The following is an 18179-nucleotide window of genomic DNA, read 5'->3' on the forward strand; positions in this document are numbered from 1 at the left end:
CCCCGGCCCCTCTCCCACTCGGGAGAGGGGAGACGCGCCACTTCTTTTCCCCGGATAGCCTTTTTTCCCCGGACAGCCTTGCCCGCTGCGGGGGACGGTGGCCTGCGCAGCAGGCCGGGAGAGGGGGGCGCGACGGCTCAGAACGTGGCGCCGTGCAAGGCTGCTGAGCCAGATCCGGAATCGTGGTTCCCCTCTTGGCGGGACTGCGTCCCGCTCCGCTCGCCACCCTCCCCCGCGGAGGGGGGAGGGTTCGGCGTCGCGGTACCGCTTCTTCTCGCACTCCTCCTCGCGCCCTCACCCGCCCGCGCCGACCCCGCCACCGCGGCCCTGACCCCGTTCCTCGACGCGGTCGCGGCCTGCGCCGGGCGCCCCGACCTCACTCTCGCGGTGGTCGGGGTCGAGCCGGGGCAGACCGCCCTGTCGCGCGAGCAGGCCGAGGAGGTCCGCCTCGCGGTCGAGAGCCGGCTCGGGGCGACCGGCCGGGTGCGGCTCGCGCCGGCCGCCGACGTGGTGCGGGTCAAGGCCCTGCGCGAGGGCACCACCGGGCTGTCGGGCGCCGAGGCCGAGGCGCAGATCCGCGCCGCCTTCGCGGGCGATGCCAGCGTCTTCCTGGTCGAGCCGCGCCGGGCCGGCGAGACCGCGGCGTTGCGGCTCCAGGCGATCACCCGCACCGCCGCCTGCAAGGCGACGAGCGAGCCGGTCATCGTGCCGGTCCGGGTCGGGGCCGGCGTCGCCGATGTCGACGCGGTGATGGAGGGCGCGGTGCGGGCCTTCGCGCAGGCGGCGCCGAACGCCGGCGCCGTCGCGGTCTGCCCGTTCGTCGCCGAGGGCGGCCACTCGACCTGCGCCGGGGCGCTCACCGACCGCCTCGTCATCGCCCTCGACGCCGAGGCCCGCGCAGCCAACCGGATCCTCAGGGGCGCCCGCCTCGACGTGCGCCGGGAGCCGCCGGGCACCGCCTGCGCCGGGCCGGTCACCGCGCGGGGACGCTTCCTCGCCGACCGCGACCGCCAGACCTGGATGGAGCTGGAATTCGCCCGCGACGGCGCCGTGCTCGCCCCGACCGGGCGGCGGCGCATCGGCATCGAGGGGCTGGGCTGCGACCCGACCCCGCGGCCGTTCCTCGACCACGTCGCGGCGAGCGCCCGCACCGATGCGGGACGGCTCGCGGTGGCGCCGACCGCGACCCCGTTCGCGGCCGGGCAGCGGATGGAGCTGCGCATCGAGTCGCGCGCCCGCCAGAGCCTGTATTGCTGGGTCGTCGCCCCCGACGAGACCGCCTTCGTCGCCCTGCCGGTGCGCGGCAACCCCGCCTCGCTCGCACCCCTGAAGGCCGGCGAGGCGCGGGCCTATCCCCGCGGCTACGGCCTCGACGAGATCGTCGCCGGCGCACCGTTCGAGAACCTGTTCTCGTGCTTCGGCGTCGAGGGCGGCCTGCCGCCGGACCTCGCGGCGCGCTGGCTCGCGGCGGCGCCGGGCGCCGACGGCGAGGCGGCGCTGCTGCGGCCCCCCGACGTGCTCGACCTCCTCGACCGGATCCGGGCGGTGCCGGGCGTGACCGAGGCGACGGCCCGGATCGTGGTGCGATGACGCCCCGGAGCAACCCAGGAGAATCCCCCATGCGCCTCCTCGCCCTCCTGCTGATCGCCCTCCCGCTCGGGACCGCCCGGGCCGAGGGCTTCGCGGTCCGCGACCTCACCGGGCTGGCCGACGCCGCCCGGACGGCGCTCGGGGCCGGGTCCGCGGCCCGGGCCGAGGCGCAGCGGCTGATCGTGACCTGCCCCGGCTGCGACGGCGCGCCGATGGCCGACCTCCAGCTCGGGCGCCAGGACGACGGCACCGAGGCGCGGGTGCGCGCGGGGCGGACCACGGTCGCCGACCTCGAGGCCCTGTGCCGGGCCCGCAGCCCCGATTGCCGGCTGTCCGGCCTCGCCGTCGCCCCGGCGGTCGGCTGGTCGAGCAGCTACGCCCTCGGGTCCGGGGCGGGATCGACGGCGGTGCTGCTGCGCGACGGCGACCGGCTGACCGTCCGGGTGCTGGCCCGGACCCGGGAGGCGGCCTCCCGCCACGCCGACACGCTGGTGCGCGCGCTCGCGCCGCGCATCGTCGGCCGCTGAGGAGCGGGCGCATGACCGGCGGCTACGACGAGCGCTGCGCGGCCGACCTCGCCGCGGTGGCCGAGGGCCGCGACCTGTCGCGCGAGGATCGCGGCTGGCTCGCCCGGGCGGTCACCGGCGCGGTGCGGCCGAACCGCGACCGGCCGCTCTGGGACCTCGCCCACGCGCTCGCCGCCCTGGCGCGGGCGACCGGCCCGTGCGACGGGCGCGACCTCGTCACCCTCGCCCTCGATCCCGGCCTCGCCACGGCGGCGGCGGTGGCGGAGCGCTTCTCCGGCATGGCCGGCGCCGATGCCCGCGGCCTCGCGCCGGACGGCGGCGAGGGCTGGCGCACGACGTGGACGGGCCTCGCCCGGCTCCTCGCCCTCGCCGAGTTCGTGCTGACCGCCGAGGATCTGGCGGGGTTCGCCGCCGTCGCCGGCTGGCTCGACGACCTCGCCGCGGCGCCCGACCCGGAGGGCGCCGCGGCGCTCGCCCGCCGCCTCGCCCGGCACCTCGCCGCCTACCGCACCGACCACCTGCCGCTGGCGCCGCTGGAGCGGCGCTTCCGCGCGATCCTCGGCTTCCTCGACGGGCGCCGCGCCTTCGCCGACGACGACATCCTGGCGTTCTGGCGCGGCGCGATGGACGAGGGCGAGCGGCCGGGCTTCCGCACCGTCGCCGAGCATTTCGTGACCTTCGAGGCCGCCGCCGCCCTCCTCGGCGGGCTGGAGGGGCTCGCCGCGCCGGCCTCGCTCGCCGAGCACGAGGGCTGGGAGGAGCGGCTCGACGCCTCGCTGGCCGACCTCGCCGCCGCCGAGCCCGCCGAGGCGCTGGCCGCTGTGCTCGCCGACCTGCCGGAGGGCCCGAAGATCCTCACCGGGGCCGAGCGCGAGGATCTCGCCGACTTCCTGCGGCTGGAGCCGTTCCACCGCACCCGCCCGCTGACGATCCTGCGGGCGGCGAGCTTCGGGCGCGTCCAGTCCGGCATCGCCAACCGCCTGCGCCGGGGCGGCGGCGGCGCGGGAATCGCCGAGCGGGCGACCTGCGCCGAGGCCGAGAGCTACGCCGCGCTCCGGGACCGGGCCGGGGCGCTGGCGGCGCATCTCGCCCGCATGCTGCGCATCGCCGCCGCCCTGCGGATCGCCGACCGCGACGGCCTCGCCCTCGAGACCCGCGCCGCCCTCGACGCGGCCGAGGCGGATCTGCGCCGGGTGCGCCGGGCCGGGTTCGACGACCGCGCCGGGCTGGCCGCCGGCTTCGCCGCCACCGAGGCGGCGCTGCTGCGCCTCGCCGAGGAGGCCGGCCGGCTGGAGCGGGCGCTCGCCGCGCTCGCCCGCCAGCGCCCCCTCGACGACGCCTTCGCGGCCGACCGGGCGGTGTTCGCCGGCGCCTTCGCGGCGGCCTATGCGGGAGAGGCGGCGTGAGCGACGAGGCCCGGCTGCTCGCCGAGATCCACGCCGCCCGCGGGCTGCTGCGGGCCCCCGCCCCGGCCCGGCGGATCGGCCACGCCGCCCTGTGGGCCCATGCCGCCCGGGCGCCCGGCGCGCCGGTCGACCTCGCGGTGATGCGGGCCCTGCGCGACGAGTCCGACGCCGCCCGGCGCTACCGGGCGATGCTCGCCGCCCGGGCGCTGGCCCACGCCCCCCTCGCCGCGGCGGCCTCGGACGGCGCCGTGGCGCGCCGCCGGGTCGGGGCGTTCGACCTCGAGATCCTGCCCGCCGATTCCGACGCTCCGCCGCTCCTGGTCGTGCGCGGCCCGGACGGGCCCTGGCCGCGGGCGATCGAGGCGTGGCGCGGCGACGAGGCGGTGCGGCTCGACCTCGGCGAGCCGGTGGCGGGCGCGACCGTGCTGGCCCTCGACCCGGCGGTGCCGGAGGCCGCCCTCCTCGGCCGGCTCCTCGCCGATCCGGCCTGCGCGGTGTTCCTGCTGTGAGACGGATTTCGGACGATTCGTTCCGAAATCCGTATCACGAGCCCGCGCGGCGCGTGAGCGAAGCCGATGTCCGCATCGCGAATGCGATCCCGCAGGGATCGCCGAGCGATCGATCGGACATCGTATGACGACGGACCCGGCCCGGCCGGCTGTGCTGGTGGTGATCCCGACCACCGCCGGGCCGCTCTGCCTGCGTGCCCTGCGGCCCCGACCCGGCCTGCCGGCCCCGGCGGCCTTCGCCGACGGCGACTACCGCCCGCTGCCGTGGTCGGCCGACTACGCCCGGCTCTGCGCCGCCGGCGGACCCCTCGCGCGGCTCCTCGGCGCGGCCCCGGCGGCGCACGAGCTGCGCCTGTCGGGCTCGTTCGATGCCGGCCGCTCGTGGGAGGTGCCGGTGAGCCTCGCCCACGGCCTCGCCGCCCGCGGCCATCCCCTCGCCGCCGGGCCGGAGGAGGCCGGGCTGATCGTCTGGGCCACCGGCGCGGTCGACCTCGACCTCGCGGTGCGGCCGGGCGACTACGCCCTCCTCGACAAGATCGCGCGCTCCCGCGCCCTGCTCGCCGCGGCGCCCGACGCCGTGCTCGCGGTCCTGCTGCCGGAGGGGCCGGAGCGGGCGCCGGCCGAGGCGGCGTTCCGCGACCTCGGGCGCGGCCGCCCGCCGCTGGTCCTGCCGGGCGCCAGCGTGCCGGAGGCGCTGCGGGCGCTGGCGCGCCCGGGGGCGCCGCCGCCGCGGCCGGCCTCGCCGCGCTGGTCGCGGTCGGGGCCGGAGACAAACATGGCGCGTCTCCCCTTTCCCGGACGGGTGAGGAGCCGGGGGCGTCCCCCGACCCCCCCGTGATCCGCGTCGAGGAGCTGCGGGCGCCGCCCGGCTCGTCGTGCCGCCGGGTCGCGTTCGGGGCCGATCCGGCCGAGCGGCGCCCGGTCGCCGCCGAATCCGCCGGCCGTCTCGCCCCGAGCCGTCTCGCCCCGGACCTGTGCGGGATCGCGGTCCGGGCGCTGCGCCCGGGGCTGCGGATCGAGGTCGGGCCGGAGCTGCGCGACGCGGCCCTGCCGGCGACGCGCCTCGGCGACGGGGCGCAGGCCTACCTCCTGCGCGAGGGCGCCCGGCAGCCCCTCGTCTACGCCCTCCGGACCGTTCCGAGTGACGGATCCGAAGCGGGACAGTATCCGGCCGATATCCGCCTCACGCACGCGCTGATCCGCTGACGAGCCGAAGCTCCACCGCCGTGACGTTTTGACCAAACGATCCGGAGCAGGCATAACGCCGCCGCCGGGAGGGAGAACAACGATGGCGCCACGCCAGCGAAGACACCGCTCGACCCTGGATTTGGTCTCTCTCGTCCTGGCGGGGCCTTGCCTTGTCATGGCGGGGCCTTGCCTCGTCATGGCGGGCGTCTGTCTGGTCCTGTCGGGCGGCGCGCGGGCGCAGAGCGTCGGCTTCGATCCGGCCGATTACGGCCGCGCCCAGTTGCCCCTGCGCCAGACCACCGGCGACGCCGCGGCCTATGTCGACCAGAACAAGGGCGCGTTCGAGCCGATCGCCGAACTCGACCCGAAGGACGGCCTCGCCGCCCTCGCCCGGCCGATCGGCCGGGTCGACATCGTGCTGAGGAACGCCCGCACCGGCCAGCAGGTCGGTGCCTCCTGCACCGGCGCGCTGCTGCCGGGCGACTACGTGCTGACCAACCATCACTGCCTGCCGCAGGCCGGCGACCTGACGCCGGTCAAGGCATCGATCCTGATGGATTACCTGACCCTCGACGGGAAGGGCTCGCGCCGGTTCGAGATCGACCCGAAGCCGGTCGAGTTCGACGCCCGCCTCGACTACGCCCTCGCCCGGGTCGCCGGGAACCCCGCGGCGACCTACGGCACCGCCCGCCTGTCCGGTGAGGCGGTGCCGGGCAACCGCTCGATGCTCGTCATCCACCATCCCCTCGGGCGGCCGAAGGTGATGAGCCGGTTCCGCTGCTTCGCCCTCAAGGACCAGGCCGAGGGGCCGGACCTGCGCCACCGCTGCGACACGCTCGGCGGCTCGTCGGGCTCGCTGATGTTCGACGCCTCGGTCGCCGGCATCGCCCTGCACAAGGAGGGCGGCCTCGACCCGAAGGACCCGACGAGCTTCAACGCCGCCACCCGGCTCTCGGCGATCCTCGGCCGCAGCCGGGTCCTGGCCGGGATCGCGGCGGCGCAGGGCCGCCCGGTCGCCGCCGCGACGCCCGACCCCGCGGCTCCCCGCCCGGCCGCGGCGGCGCCCGCGCCCGACGGCCCGCTCGACCCGGGCCGGATGAACGCGATCCTGCGTGGGCGCTGACCCGGATCGGACAAAAAAACCCATCGGCCGGACGGCGAAAGCCGCTCTGGGCCGTCCATGCACGGGGTGAGAGGGGCCGAAGCAAGGCCCGGGACCCGAACAGGGGGAGCCATGCCGACCCACACCGCGTCCGCGCGCCGCCCGGCGCCGGCCATCATTCCCACCGGGCCGCTGCGCGGGGCCGCGCGGGGGCGCCTGCGCCGCTCCTGCCTCGCGCTCGCCGCCGGGCTGGTTCTGGCGCTCGCCGGCCCGGCCCGGTCGAACCCGCTGACCGAGGCGCCGGGCGTTCGTCCGGCGGACGCCCGTCCGGCGGACGCCCGTCCGGTGGACGCCCCGGACGAGGCCGCCGAGCGGGCGGAGGCCGGGGCGAGCAACCCCTCGGCGACCGCGATCATCCGCTCGCTGGCGCCGTTCGCCGACGGCAATCCCGGGGCGCTGCGACCGCTGTCGGTCGCCCCCGACGACGGCGGTCCGGCGCTGCGGGTCGATCCCGCCCGGGCGGTCGATCTCACGGTGTTCTTCGCCTACGACAGCGCCCGCCTGACGCCGGAGGCGCGCATCCAGCTCGAGCCGCTCGGCGAGGCCCTGCGCTCGCGCGAACTCGCCGGCCACGGCTTCCTCGTCGCCGGCCACACCGACGCCGCCGGGGGCGCCGCCTACAACCGGCGCCTGTCGCTCGCCCGGGCGCGGGCGGTGCGGGCCCACCTCGTCGCGGCCTACGGCATCGCGCCCGAGCGGCTGCGGGTCCACGGCTGGGGCCCGAGCCGCCCGAAGGACCCCGACGCGCCGCTATCGCGGGTCAACCGCCGGGTCGAGGTCAGCCTGATCGCGCCGGCCCGCACCGGGGCGCTGCGCTTCGTCGTGCCGGCCGCCTGCGCGGTGCCGCGCCCGGGCGACCCGCGCCTGCGGGTCGTCCTCGACCTCGACGATTTCGACGCGGCGCCGACGCCGCCCTGCCTCGACTGAACCCCGAAAGACCCGACAGGAGACCCCCGATGCCGCTCACCCGCGCCGTGGCGTTGCGTACCGCCGCCCTCGCCACGATCCTCGCCGCCGCCCTGGCCTGCCTCGTCGGCCCGACCGCCGCCCTCGCCCAGCCCAAGCCCAACCTCGTGGTGATGGGCGAGGATGCCGACGAGGATTCGGTGCCGCGCGGCAACCGCATCGTCCAGCGCGTGATCGCCGAACTGTCCGAGACGATGAACCTGCGCGGCTACAACGTCTACGACGAGACCGCGGTGGCGATGGGCTTCACCCAGCCCAACCGCGTCCGCCGCCGCGACGCCGAGCTGATCGAGGTCGCGCGCGCGGTCTCGAACCCGCCGCTCGACGTGGTGGCGATCTTCCAGGTGTACGCCTCGGCGACGAAGTCGGCCTATTCCGACATCGTGCGGCCCGAGGTGCGCATCCCCGGCCGGCTGCTCAACGTGCGCACCGGCCAGTCCCTCGGCGCGTTCGAGGTCGCCGGGGTGCAGTTGCCGCCCCTGCCGCAGGGCTGCGACCGCGAATGCCTGCTCGAGCGGGTCGGCGCCGAGGCGAAGACGATCGCCGCCGACGTCGCGGCGGCGCTGACCGCCAAGCTCGACGGCGTCGTCGCGCCCCGCCGCGCCGACGCCGCCCCGCCCGCCCCCGGCGGCCTCGCGCCGGCGCTTCCGGCCGGCCCGGCGGCGGCCGGCGAGCCCTGCGGCGGCCTGCCGACCGCCTACACGGTGCGCCTGAGCGGGTTCTCGCCCCAGGAGGTGCAGGCGGTCGAGGAGTACATGGCGGCGTTCCGCTGCTACGAGCACCACCGCCCGGTCCGCGCCAGCGGCGCCGGCGCCGAGTACTGGTACGAGACCCGCTCCGATTCCGCGCGGCTCGGCCGCAACCTGCGCCTGATGCTGGAGCACATGAGCGCACCCGGGCAGGTCCAGTTCTCCGGCAACACCTTCGTGCTCAGCCGCGTCGCGACCCGCTGACCCCCGACAAGGACCCGCCATGACCGACCGTCCCCGGCCGCACGGCCTCCTCGGCCGCCTCGTCGCGCGCCGCCCGCTGCTCGCCGGCCTGCTCGCCGGCCTGTTCGTCGCCCCGCCGGCGCCGGCCCTCGCCGCCGAGCCGGTCTTCCCGCCGGCCGGCGCCCTCGGCCTCGCGCCGCCGCCCGGCATGACGCCCGCGAAGAGCTTCGCCGGGTTCGAGCACCGCTCCGGCGCCTCGATCGTCCTCGTCGAGATGCCGCCGGAGGCCTGGGACCAGATCGCCGGCCGCTTCACCCCCGAGGCGCTCGCCCCGACCGGGTTCAGGGTCAAGGGCGCCGGCGAGGCGCTGCCCGTGGCCGGCGGCGAGGGCTTCGTCCTGCGCGGCACGCAAGGCGCCAACGGCCTCACCTACGCCAAGTGGGTCGCGGTGGTGCGCGGCGCGCCCGGCACCGGGCTCGTCACCGTGCAGGTGCCCGAGGCGGCGGCGCGGCAGGTGCCGGCGGCGGCGGTCGAGGCGGCCCTGCGCACGATCGCGTTCCGCCCCAAGGCGAGCCTGTCGGAGCAGGTCGCGGCCCTGCCCTACCGGGTCGGCGACATGGCGGGGTTCCGCCCGGTCGGGGTGTTCGCCGGCAACGGCCTGCTGCTCACCGACGGGCCGAACGACGTCGATCCCGGCCGCACGCAACCGGCGGTGGTGATCGCGCCGTCCCTCGGATCGGCCCCGGTGAGCGCGGGCGCCGAGGTCGCGGTCGCCCGCAGGCTGTTCGCCGCCCAGAAGGACACCCGCGACGTCGCGGTGACCGCCGAGGACCGCTCGACCCGGGCCGGCGCCGTCGTGGTGCGGCTGCGCGGCACCGGGACCGACACGAAGACCGGCCGCCCCCTCGGGCTCGCCCAGACGATGGTGTTCGAGGGCGCCCGCTACCTGCGGGTGGTCGCCTTCGCGGAGGCCGGCCGGACCGAGGCGCTCGACCGCGCCGACCGCGTCGCCGCCTCGACGGCGATGCGCTGAATGCGGCGCCGGAGGCCCGGCATGACGGCGCTCCTCCTCGCCCTCGTCCTCGTCGTCTGGGCCCCGGCCCTGATGCTCGCGCTCGGCCTCGCCCTCGCCCGCCTCACCGGCTGCCGGGTCGACGAGGCCGGCCGCTCTCCGTGCCTCGTCGCCGGCCTCGACATCGGCGGCCTGGTCCACACCCTGACGGTGATGGGCTGGCTGGTGATCCCGATGCTGCCGTTCATGCTGATCTCGCTGCTCGTCGGCCTCGGGGCGGGCGCGGTGGCGCTCCACGGCCTGTGTCGGGGGTGAGGGCGCCGGGGCTCACCGCCGCCTCGCCTCCGCCATCGCGGTCGCGACGAGGTCGCCGACCCGGTCCGGTCCGAGGGCCTCGTCGAACAGGATGCGGTAGACGATCGGCGCCACCACCCGGTCGAGGACCGCGTCGGTCTCCGGGAACGCCTCGCCGCGGGCGAGGGCGCGCCGCGCGATGACCCCGATCTGCTCGGCGACGTAGCCGCAGCAGCGCCGGGGCCCCGCGCCGCCCTCCGCCGCGAGCACGTCGCGGATCATCCGGCGGCCGAGGTCGGAGGACATCTCCTCGGCGTATTGCTCGGCCCAGGCCAGGAGGTCGCCGCGGCCGCTGCCGGTGTCGGCGGGCGCCATGTCCGGCCGCAGCCGCTCCACCGCGACGTCGGCCAGCAGCTCGTGCAGCTCGCCCCAGCGCCGGTAGATCGTCGACGGCGTGACACCGGCCTCCGCCGCGATCAGCGGGATCGTCACCTGCGCCCGGTCCATCCGGGCGAGCAGCGCCCGCGCGGCGCCGTGGACCGAGGCCTGGACGCGCGCGCTGCGCCCCCCCGGGCGCGGCCCCTCCCGATCTCCCATGCCCCCTCCCCGCTTCACCGCTCCAAACGCAAAGAATTTGCGTTAGTCCCGAACCGGCGCTATCACCAAACGCAACGGATTCGCTTTAAGGACACGGCGATGGCGACGGGTCAAGCAGTCGGGGGAGCCGCGCAGGGCCGGCTCGGCCCGCTCGCCTTCCACGCGGCGACGCTCGCCACGTTCTTCGCCGCCTCCGCGGCGCCGACGCCGCTCTACCGGATCTACGGCGAGACCTTCGCGCTCTCGCCGGTCTTCGTCACCCTGATCTTCGCCGTCTACGCGGTGGCGCTGCTGAGCGCGCTGCTGGTGGCCGGCTCGCTCTCCGACCATCTCGGCCGCCGGCCGGTGATCCTGTCGGCGCTGCTGCTCGAGGGCCTCGCCATGGGGCTGTTCCTGATGGTGCATCGCGGCCCCGGCTGGCTGATCGCCGCCCGGATCGTGCAGGGGGTGGCGACGGGCATCGCCGGCGCCGCGCTCGGCGCGGCGCTCCTCGACGCCGACCGGGACCGGGGCGCGCTGGTCAACGCGATCGCGCCGCTCGGCGGCATGGCGGCGGGGGCGCTGGGAACGAGCGCGCTGATCCAGTACGGCCCGCTGCCGCTCCACCTCGTCTACGGGCTGCTGCTCTGCGCCTTCGCGGCCCTCGCCGCCGGGCTCTGGCGCGTGCCGGAGACCGCGGTGCGGCGGCCCGGCGCCACCCCCCGCACGATCCTGGCGGCGCTGCGCCCGCGCGTCGCCGTCCCGCCCCGGGCGCGGCGCGCCCTCGTCCTCGTCACCCCGATCAACCTCGCCAACTGGACGCTCGGCGGCTTCTATCTCTCGCTGGTGCCCTCGCTCGTCGTCTCGGCCACCGGCAGCCCGGCGCCGCTCACCGGCGGGGCGGTGGTCACCGCGCTGATGCTGGCCGGGGCGGTCGCGGTGTTCCTGCGGCGGGCCGTGCCGGCGGACGGGAACCTCGCCTTCGGGGTGATCGCCACGGCGCTCGGCGTCCTGACCGTCGTCGCCGGCATCCACGCGGCGAGCGTGCCGGTGCTGATCCTCGGCACGCTCCTCACCGGCAGCGGCTTCGGCACCAGCTTCCTCGGCTGCGTCGGCACGATCATGCCGCTCGCCGGGGCCGACGAGCGGGCCGGGCTGCTCGCGGCCTTCTACGTCCAGAGCTACCTCGCCTTCAGCCTGCCGGCGGTCCTCGCCGGGTTCCTCGCCCGCACCCTCGGCTACGGCCCGACCGCCGACCTCTACGCGGCGGCGATCGTCGCGGTCGCCCTGGCCGGGCTCGCCGGCCTGCGCCTCGGGTCGGCCCGGGACGCCGCCGCCCGGTGACGGTGCGCTCCCCCGGTCGGGACCGCCGTCACCGGGCGTGGACCTGCCCCTGGAGCAGCCGGGCGACGTCCTCGATCTGCCCGGGCGTGCGGGTGACGCGGGGCGTCAGCATCAGGATCAGCTCGACGCGGCGCACGTTGTCGACCTTGGTCTTGAACAGGTCGCCGACCACCGGGACGGTCCGCAGGACCGGGACGCCGCCCTCCTGCTGCTCCAGCCGGTCCTGGATCAGCCCGGCGAGCAGCACCGTGCGGCCCGATTGCAGCAGGATGTCGGATTCGACCGTCCGGGTGGCGATCACCGGGGTCAGGTTGCCGGTGCGGACCGATTCGGACGGCGTGCTGACCGACTGGTTGACCTTGAGCGCGACCGAGTTGTTGGCGTGGATGCGCGGCGTGATGTCGAGGATGATGCCGGTGTCCTTGATCTCGATCTCCTCGGTCACGGTCGTGTTGCCGAGGTTGTTGGCCGATTGCGAGCGGCGCGAATACGGGATCTGGTCGCCGATCACGAGGCGGGCCTGCTTGCCGTTGAGCACCGTCAGGTAGGGCGACGAGATCACCTTCACCTTCGTCACGCCCTGGAGCGCGCGCAGGACCGCGTCGACCCGCAGGCCGCCGCCGAGATTGGCCCCGACCGCCAGGATGCCGCCGGTGTCGTTGGTGATGGCGTTCTGCCCCGCCCCGCCGGTGGTGCCGCCGCCGTTGTTGAAGAACGAGCCGGTCCCGCCGCTGGGATCGGTGGTCGCCACCGCCTGGGCGGTGCGGCCGATATCGGCCGAGCTGCCCGAGCCGAGGGTGAAGCCCCGGCCCTGGAGGAAGACCTGGACGCCCTGTTCGAGCCGGTCGGTCAGCTCGACCTCGACCACCGTCGCCTCGATCACCACCTGGGCCGGCGGCACGTCGAGGGCGCGCACGACCTCGCGGATCTTCGTGAACAGGCTGTAGGTCGAGTAGATCATCAGCGAGTTGCTGGTCTTCTCGGCCACGATCCGGGTCTGTCCCTGCGGGCCCGGGCCGCCGCCGCCGCCGAGGTCGGCGCCGGGCGGCACGAAGGCCTGCCGGTTGCCGAAGCCGCCGAGCGGGCCGCCCCCGGCATCGGCGGTCGCGGTCGGGATGGTGCGGGGGATCGGGGCCGGGTCCCGCAGCAGCTCGGGCGGGACCGAGCGCGGATCGGTGCCGTAATCGCCGCCGAACCGCCCGCCTCCGCCCGCTCCGGCGGGGCCGCCCCCGCCGGGCGCGGCCCCGCCGACGCCGAACATGATGCTGAGGCGCTGCGCCAGCTCCTCGGCGCTGAGGTGCTTGAGCGGGATGATCCGCGGCGCCACCTCGTCGCGGACCTCGGCGTCCATCGCCTGGGCGAGCTGCTTGGCGCCGTTGACCATCGCCTCGTCCTTGGCCGAGACGAGCACCGCCTGCTGGCCGTTGAGCGGCACGATGGTGATCGGGTCGGCCTGCCTTGCGCGGTAGAACTCGGTGAGCTGGCCCGAGATCCTGTCCGGCGCGCTCTGGCGCAGCGGCACCACCGCGACGTGGTCCTCGCCCATGCCGCTGGTCGAGAGCCGCTTGAGCAGGGTCTCGATCTGGTCGGCCTCGCCGGGGTCGGCGCGCAGGATCAGGGTGTCGGGGGCGTTGGTGGTGACGAGCTCGACGCCCCGCGGCAGCACCTGCCGGGCGATGGCGAGGAGGTCGCGGGCGTTGCCGCGCCGCAGGCGGATCACCCGCGAGACCCGGTCGCCGTCGCGGCCGGCCTGCCCCGTCCCCTCGATCGCGTTGATGAGGTCGGGGCGCCCGACGTGGTACACCCCGTTGATGTTGCGCAGCTCGAAGCCGTTGCGGGCCAGGAGGTCGCGCACGACCTGGAGCACCTGGCCCTTGGGCAGCGGCTGCTCGGTGCGGAAGGTGACCGAGCCGCCGAGGTCGTCGGGCGCGACGTAGTTCAGCCCGAGCGCGCCGCCGAGGAGCTGCTTGAGCACGAAGTCGAGGGTCGCCTTCCTGAAGTCGACCGTGACGCGCTGGTCCGGGTCGAAGCGCCGGCTGCCGAGGTTCTGCAGCGCCGCGATGTCGGACGCGACGGCGTCGGCGTCGCGCGCGTAGGCGATGCGCAGCGTCCCGAGATAGCCGATCGCCCCGGGCGGCGTGCCGGCCGGCGGCGCGTTGACCCGCGAGGTGTCGATGTCCACGCCCTGCCGGGGCGCGTCGCCGGTCCACAGCCGGGGCCGGTCCTCGCCGTCGTAGAGCACCGAGCGCTGGCGGCGGGCCGACAGGAAGTTGCCGTCGCAGTTGCGCGGGGCGACGTCGCGGCTGTTGAGCACGGCGCCGCTGCCGGGCGTGGCCGGGTCGGCGCAGGCGTCGCCGTCGAGGCTGACGCAGCCCGATCCGGCCAGCAGCGCGAGCAGCAGGCCGGCGACGCGCAGGCCGCCCAGGCGCGAGGCGACGGATCGATGCGGGTCTCTCATCGCGGACCCCTACTCCACAGGGCCGACGACACCTCGTCCGCGGGGCGAGGGAGGTCGACGGGTTGCAATCTTCCGTCGCGACCCTAGCGGTGAAGCGAGGACGATCCAACAGGAAGTCCTGCCGGGGGCGTCGGGGTGCACGCAAATTTCCAAGGTGTTACTTTATTGCTGTCGCCGTTGCATGGAATGACTGTCCGCGACAGAGATGATCGCGCGTCGCCGTGCTTTCTGCTCGGGGCGACTCCGACGACGCCGTGGCCGGGACCGCGGTCGGGCCGGCCCGGGAGCCCGGCTCCCTCGGTAACGAGGCGGTCACCTTTTACAGGATCGCCGGCGTCGGACTTCTCGCAGCATCCCAGGTCTTGCGTCAACGTCCCAGCCCGCGCCGGCCGTGACGCCGCAGGCACAGGGGAAAGCGCCTCAGCGCAGCCGCACCTCCCGGATCCAGTCGCGGAAGACCTCGGGCGCCTCGGCGGCGTCGCGGGCGCTGCGGGCGCTGATCCGGCGGCCGCTGCCCGAGCGCAGCAGGCGCGGCGTGCAGCCGAAGGTGCGCTGGAACACCGTGGTGAAGTGCGAGGCCCGGGAGAAGCCGAAGGTCTGGGCGAGCTCGCCGATGCTGCGCTCCTCGTCGGGATGCAGCAGCAGGGCGTGGACCGCCTGGAGGCGCCGGCGCTGGATGTAGGCCTGGATCCCGCCATAGGCCTCGAAGTGGCGGTACAGGGTCGAGCGCGAGATGCCGAGTTCCTCGACGATGCGCTCCGGCGACAGCGACGGCTCGGTGAGGTTGCGGTCGACGTAGCGCTGGACCTGGCTGCGCACGTTGCGGATCTGGGCCGGCACGACCTCCCGGGGCGGCACCTGCGCCACCGCGGCGGCGATCTGCGCGACGGTCGCCTTGCGGATCGCGTCGGCCTCCTCCGGCCGCATCGCCGCGATGTGGCGGGCGAGCGACAGCAGGTAGTCGGTCAGCAGGGCGCCGCCGGTGCCCTCGAAGACGTGGGCGGCGATGTCGAAGCTCCCGCGCACCGCCGCCTGGAGGGTGGCGCGGCCGATGACGAGATGGACCGCCTCGCAGGCGCTGGCCTCGGCCCAGTACGGCTGGGTCATGTCGACCCCGACGAGCTGGCCGGGGCCGACGGTCGTCTCGTGGCTCTCGGTCCGCGCGAGCCACGACCCGCGCGGCAGCACGATGAAGCCGTAGGTGTCGATGCCGTCGGCCTGGATGCGGGCCGGCGTGCGCGCGAGGTTGAAGGCCGTGAAGCGCGAATGCAGCAGGATCAGGTCGCCGAGGAACCACGCGGTGGAGCGCCCGGCGAACTCCGCCTCGGTCGTGCCGGGGGCCGGGTCGACCTCGTAATGCGGGATCGCCGCCTGGAACGCCCGGAAGCCGGAGCCGGGCGGCAGCTTCTGGGTGTCGAAGTGGAGCGACGGGATCTGGGTCATCGCTCGTCCCTGCGGCGCTCGGCCCGGCCGGCCTCGCGGCCGCGTCGGTCGGGCGCGGTCGGGTCGGGCTCGCCCCGCCGGGCCGAGCGCGTCGCCCGCAGGTGGCGCGGGCTGTAGCCGTAGGCGCGCCGGAACGCGGTGGCGAGGTGCGACGGGCGCGAGAAGCCGAAGGTCTGGGCGAGCTCGCCGATGCTGCGCCGCTCGGCCGGCAGCAGCAGCAGGGCGTGAACCGCCTGGAGCCGGCGGTGGCGGATGTAGGCGTCGATCCCGCCGCTGTCCTTGAAGGCGCGGTAGAGCACGGAGCGCGACACGCCGAGGGCGGCGAGGATCGACTCGGCGCCGAGATCCTCGTCGGTGAGGTGCTGGTCGATGTGGCGCCGCGCCTGGTGCTGCATCCGCAGCACGCCCGGCCGCGCCTCCTCCTCGGGCCGGATCAGGGTCACGGCCGCGGCGAGCTGGGCCAGCAGGGCGGCGCGCACGAACGGTACCTCGGCCGTCCGCATCCGCTCGACGTGGCGGGCGATCGCGAGGCAGTGATCGGTCAGGAGCGCCCCGCCGACGCCCTGGAAGACGTGGCCGTGCAGGTCCGCCTGGGCCGGCGCCACGTCGGCGAGGGCGGCACGCGCGAGGCTGACCGTGACGCAGTCGCAGGCGGTCGCGGCGATCTCGAACGGCTGGCCGAGGTCGAGGGCGACGAGCTCGCCCGGGCCGACCGTCAGGTCCCGCCCGCCCGCCCGCCCGACCCAGGCGCCCTTGCTCAGCACCGTGAGGTCGAGGGCGTCGCAGCCGTCGCCGCGGACCGCGGCGAGGGGCCGGCGGATCTCCACCGCCGACAGGCTCGCCACCGTCAGGGCCATGTCGCCGAGCTTCCAGACCGCGACCCGGTCCTCCCGCACCGAGTCGGCGGTCTCGGGCCGGCGGGCGATCCTGAGATGCGGGAACACCGCCTGCCAGGCGCCCGGGTTGCTGCGAGCGACGAGGCTCTCGGCCCGGTAGAGCGTCACTGGAAGATCCGTCACCCCGCCCTCCACGTCCCGTCTCCTCGCTGCAAGGTGACGGGACGTATAACAGCGGAGGGCCGGCTCCGGGTGCCGGGCGAGGTCGAAAAACTTGTCTCTGCGTCTCACGTCCGTCGCCGGCACGGCCGGATCGGGCCGGGACGGCTCTCGGCTCGTCAGGCGTAGGTCTTGACGAGACCGAGGATCAGCCGCGACCAGCCGTCGACCATCACGAACAGGAACAGCTTGAACGGCAGCGAGATGGTGAGCGGACTGACCATCATCATGCCCATCGCCAAGAGGATGTTCGAGACGATGAGGTCGATGGCGATGAACGGCAGGTAGAGCAGGAAGCCGATCTCGAACGCCTCGCGCAGCTGGCTCACCGTGAAGGCCGGCAGCACCACCGCGATGCTGTCGGCGCCGAGGCGATTGGCGAGGTCGGGCGGCCACAGGGTGCGGGCCGCCTCCATGAAGAACAGCCGCTCGCGCTCGTCGGCGTGGCGGCGCAGGAAGCCGGCGAGCGGCCCGCTGCCGGCCTCGTAGGCCGCCTTGAGGCCCTCGAGGGTGGTGTAGCTGTAGGTGCCCGCCGCCAGGATGTCGTAGGTCTGCACCACGACCGGCGTCATGATGTAGCCCGACAGGATGATCGCCAGGGCGTTGAGCGCCATGTTGGGCGGAATCTGCTGCACGCCGAGCGCGTTGCGCACGAGCAGGAACACCACCGACAGCTTGATGAACGAGGTCGCCACCACGGCGAGGAACGGCACCAGGGCGGCGGCGCCGAGGATGAAGATGAGGTTGAGCGGGTCGGTCACGGCTCAGGCCCGGGCGAGGCGCGCGATCCGCACGCCGAGCCGGTCGTCGAGGCGCACGAGGTCGCCCGCCGCCACCGCCCGGCCGTTGACGCGCAGGGTCACCTCGACGCCCTCGTGCGCCAGGACCGGGTCGAGGGCGACGACGCTGCCGGGCTGCCACGCCTCGACCTCGGCGAGCGGCAGGACGACGCGGCCGAGATCGAGGTCGACGGCGACCGGCAGGTCCGCCAGGGCGTGCGGCGGCGCCGCGTCATCCGGATTCATCGTATCCCCTCTCGCGTCGTCGCTCGCCGCGCGGCAGATCCAGGCGCCGTCGCCGCGGTGGAACTCGAACAGCCGGCTGCCGTGGCGCAGGCGGGCGACCGTCTCGTCGTGGCCGGCGGCGAGCACCACCACCGCGCCCGGCACCAGGGCGCGCAGGGCCGAGGGCGCCAGCGCGACCCGGCTGAGGGTCGCGGCGACCTCGCAGGTCAGGCGCGCGGCGAGCCCCGGCCAGGCCCCGCGCCGCGCCAGCGGCCCGTAGGCGGGATCGCCGAGGATCGCCGCGAGCGCCGGCAGCGTCGCGCCGAGATCGACCACCGCCGGCTCCGGGGCGAGGCCCGCGACGGTGACCCGGAACCAGGACAGGTCCCCCGGGTCGGGGTCTGGCGCCAGCCCGGGCCAGGGGCCGCAGGCCTCGACCACCGGCAGCCCGGCACCGGGCTGATGCCCGGTGCCGGGCTGGGACCCGGCGCCGGGCTCCGGCAGCAGGCCGGCGAGGCTCGTCACCACGCCCTCGCACAGGGCCTCGGCCAGGGCCGGGGGCAGCAGGGCGAGGTCCTCGACGGCGAGCTCGGTCCCGAACAAGGCCGCGAACGGGAATGCCGCCGGCACCGCGACAACGGCGACGCCGCCGAGGCGCAGGCGCGCCCCCACCGCCGCCCGGGGCGGCGCCTCGGCCAGGGCGGCGACCGCCG

18 protein-coding genes are annotated in these 18179 nt (G+C 76.0%); 12 read left to right on the top strand and 6 right to left on the bottom strand.

The features are described from left to right. The first annotated feature begins 144 nt into the window (after positions 1 to 144). The 11 genes from EOE48_RS27580 (at position 145) to EOE48_RS27625 (ending at position 9607) form a co-directional block, all read left to right on the top strand. A complete protein-coding gene (locus EOE48_RS27580; protein WP_246154993.1) occupies positions 145 to 1590 on the top strand; it encodes a hypothetical protein in 1446 nt (481 codons plus the stop codon). A gap of 29 nt (positions 1591 to 1619) precedes the next feature. Then, positions 1620 to 2117: a hypothetical protein gene (locus EOE48_RS27585; protein WP_127734089.1), complete on the top strand. Its 498-nt coding sequence runs from the start codon at positions 1620 to 1622 to the stop codon at positions 2115 to 2117. Positions 2118 to 2128: 11 nt separating this feature from the next. Further along, positions 2129 to 3523: a hypothetical protein gene (locus EOE48_RS27590; RefSeq protein ID WP_127734090.1), complete on the top strand. Its 1395-nt coding sequence runs from the start codon at positions 2129 to 2131 to the stop codon at positions 3521 to 3523. After that, positions 3520 to 4032, top strand: coding sequence for a hypothetical protein (locus EOE48_RS27595; protein WP_127734091.1), 513 nt, complete (start codon positions 3520 to 3522; stop codon positions 4030 to 4032). The genes EOE48_RS27590 and EOE48_RS27595 overlap by 4 nt, the downstream gene beginning before the upstream one ends. Before the next feature lie 124 nt (positions 4033 to 4156). Continuing rightward, positions 4157 to 4870 carry a hypothetical protein gene (locus EOE48_RS27600; protein WP_187371573.1) on the top strand — a complete coding sequence of 238 codons (714 nt, stop codon included), beginning with the start codon at positions 4157 to 4159 and terminating at the stop codon, positions 4868 to 4870. Continuing rightward, on the top strand, positions 4867 to 5238 hold the full coding sequence (locus EOE48_RS29450) for a hypothetical protein (protein WP_187371574.1): 372 nt from the start codon (positions 4867 to 4869) through the stop codon (positions 5236 to 5238). The genes EOE48_RS27600 and EOE48_RS29450 overlap by 4 nt, the downstream gene beginning before the upstream one ends. A gap of 178 nt (positions 5239 to 5416) precedes the next feature. Continuing rightward, positions 5417 to 6343 carry a trypsin-like serine peptidase gene (locus EOE48_RS27605; protein WP_246154996.1) on the top strand — a complete coding sequence of 309 codons (927 nt, stop codon included), beginning with the start codon at positions 5417 to 5419 and terminating at the stop codon, positions 6341 to 6343. Positions 6344 to 6454: 111 nt separating this feature from the next. Next, positions 6455 to 7309: an OmpA family protein gene (locus EOE48_RS27610; RefSeq protein WP_127734093.1), complete on the top strand. Its 855-nt coding sequence runs from the start codon at positions 6455 to 6457 to the stop codon at positions 7307 to 7309. A gap of 29 nt (positions 7310 to 7338) precedes the next feature. Beyond that, positions 7339 to 8301: a hypothetical protein gene (locus EOE48_RS27615; protein WP_127734094.1), complete on the top strand. Its 963-nt coding sequence runs from the start codon at positions 7339 to 7341 to the stop codon at positions 8299 to 8301. Positions 8302 to 8320: 19 nt separating this feature from the next. Continuing rightward, a complete protein-coding gene (locus EOE48_RS27620) occupies positions 8321 to 9313 on the top strand; it encodes a hypothetical protein (protein WP_127734095.1) in 993 nt (330 codons plus the stop codon). Between the two features lie 21 nt (positions 9314 to 9334). Continuing rightward, positions 9335 to 9607, top strand: a complete 273-nt coding sequence (locus EOE48_RS27625; RefSeq protein ID WP_127734096.1) for a hypothetical protein — start codon at positions 9335 to 9337, stop codon at positions 9605 to 9607. Between the two features lie 12 nt (positions 9608 to 9619). On the opposite strand, the gene EOE48_RS27630 is transcribed toward EOE48_RS27625, so the two are convergent. Then, positions 9620 to 10183, bottom strand: coding sequence for a TetR/AcrR family transcriptional regulator (locus EOE48_RS27630; RefSeq protein WP_127734097.1), 564 nt, complete (start codon positions 10181 to 10183; stop codon positions 9620 to 9622). A gap of 99 nt (positions 10184 to 10282) precedes the next feature. Here EOE48_RS27630 and EOE48_RS27635 point away from each other — a divergent pair, with 99 nt between their 5' ends. Further along, positions 10283 to 11506, top strand: coding sequence for an MFS transporter (locus tag EOE48_RS27635; RefSeq protein WP_127734098.1), 1224 nt, complete (start codon positions 10283 to 10285; stop codon positions 11504 to 11506). A gap of 28 nt (positions 11507 to 11534) precedes the next feature. On the opposite strand, the gene EOE48_RS27640 is transcribed toward EOE48_RS27635, so the two are convergent. The 5 genes from EOE48_RS27640 to EOE48_RS27660 all read right to left on the bottom strand — a co-directional run. Next, a complete protein-coding gene (locus EOE48_RS27640) occupies positions 11535 to 13964 on the bottom strand; it encodes a secretin N-terminal domain-containing protein (RefSeq protein ID WP_127734099.1) in 2430 nt (809 codons plus the stop codon). 420 nt (positions 13965 to 14384) lie between these two features. Further along, on the bottom strand, positions 14385 to 15407 hold the full coding sequence (locus tag EOE48_RS27645) for a helix-turn-helix domain-containing protein (protein WP_127734100.1): 1023 nt from the start codon (positions 15405 to 15407) through the stop codon (positions 14385 to 14387). Then, a complete protein-coding gene (locus EOE48_RS27650; RefSeq protein WP_127734101.1) occupies positions 15404 to 16426 on the bottom strand; it encodes a helix-turn-helix domain-containing protein in 1023 nt (340 codons plus the stop codon). The genes EOE48_RS27645 and EOE48_RS27650 overlap by 4 nt, the downstream gene beginning before the upstream one ends. Before the next feature lie 155 nt (positions 16427 to 16581). Next, positions 16582 to 17223 carry a type III secretion system export apparatus subunit SctR gene (gene sctR, locus EOE48_RS27655; protein ID WP_127734102.1) on the bottom strand — a complete coding sequence of 214 codons (642 nt, stop codon included), beginning with the start codon at positions 17221 to 17223 and terminating at the stop codon, positions 16582 to 16584. Positions 17224 to 17226: 3 nt separating this feature from the next. After that, positions 17227 to 18179: FliM/FliN family flagellar motor switch protein (locus tag EOE48_RS27660; RefSeq protein WP_127734103.1), on the bottom strand; the 953-nt coding region annotated here is incomplete at its 5' end.

This window comes from Methylobacterium oryzihabitans (assembly GCF_004004555.2).
GTDB lineage: Bacteria > Pseudomonadota > Alphaproteobacteria > Rhizobiales > Beijerinckiaceae > Methylobacterium > Methylobacterium oryzihabitans.

What these genes read in the sequence shown, in the direction of transcription:
- EOE48_RS27585 (WP_127734089.1), top strand. Translation starts at nt 1,620, where the DNA reads ATGCGCCTCCTCGCCCTCCTGCTGATCGCCCTCCCGCTCGGGACCGCC.
- EOE48_RS27590 (WP_127734090.1), top strand. Translation starts at nt 2,129, where the DNA reads ATGACCGGCGGCTACGACGAGCGCTGCGCGGCCGACCTCGCCGCGGTG.
- EOE48_RS27600 (WP_187371573.1), top strand. Translation starts at nt 4,157, where the DNA reads ATGACGACGGACCCGGCCCGGCCGGCTGTGCTGGTGGTGATCCCGACC.
- EOE48_RS27605 (WP_246154996.1), top strand. Translation starts at nt 5,417, where the DNA reads ATGGCGGGCGTCTGTCTGGTCCTGTCGGGCGGCGCGCGGGCGCAGAGC.
- EOE48_RS27610 (WP_127734093.1), top strand. Translation starts at nt 6,455, where the DNA reads ATGCCGACCCACACCGCGTCCGCGCGCCGCCCGGCGCCGGCCATCATT.
- EOE48_RS27615 (WP_127734094.1), top strand. Translation starts at nt 7,339, where the DNA reads ATGCCGCTCACCCGCGCCGTGGCGTTGCGTACCGCCGCCCTCGCCACG.
- EOE48_RS27620 (WP_127734095.1), top strand. Translation starts at nt 8,321, where the DNA reads ATGACCGACCGTCCCCGGCCGCACGGCCTCCTCGGCCGCCTCGTCGCG.
- EOE48_RS27625 (WP_127734096.1), top strand. Translation starts at nt 9,335, where the DNA reads ATGACGGCGCTCCTCCTCGCCCTCGTCCTCGTCGTCTGGGCCCCGGCC.
- EOE48_RS27630 (WP_127734097.1), bottom strand. Translation starts at nt 10,183, where the DNA reads ATGGGAGATCGGGAGGGGCCGCGCCCGGGGGGGCGCAGCGCGCGCGTC.
- EOE48_RS27635 (WP_127734098.1), top strand. Translation starts at nt 10,283, where the DNA reads ATGGCGACGGGTCAAGCAGTCGGGGGAGCCGCGCAGGGCCGGCTCGGC.
- EOE48_RS27640 (WP_127734099.1), bottom strand. Translation starts at nt 13,964, where the DNA reads ATGAGAGACCCGCATCGATCCGTCGCCTCGCGCCTGGGCGGCCTGCGC.
- EOE48_RS27645 (WP_127734100.1), bottom strand. Translation starts at nt 15,407, where the DNA reads ATGACCCAGATCCCGTCGCTCCACTTCGACACCCAGAAGCTGCCGCCC.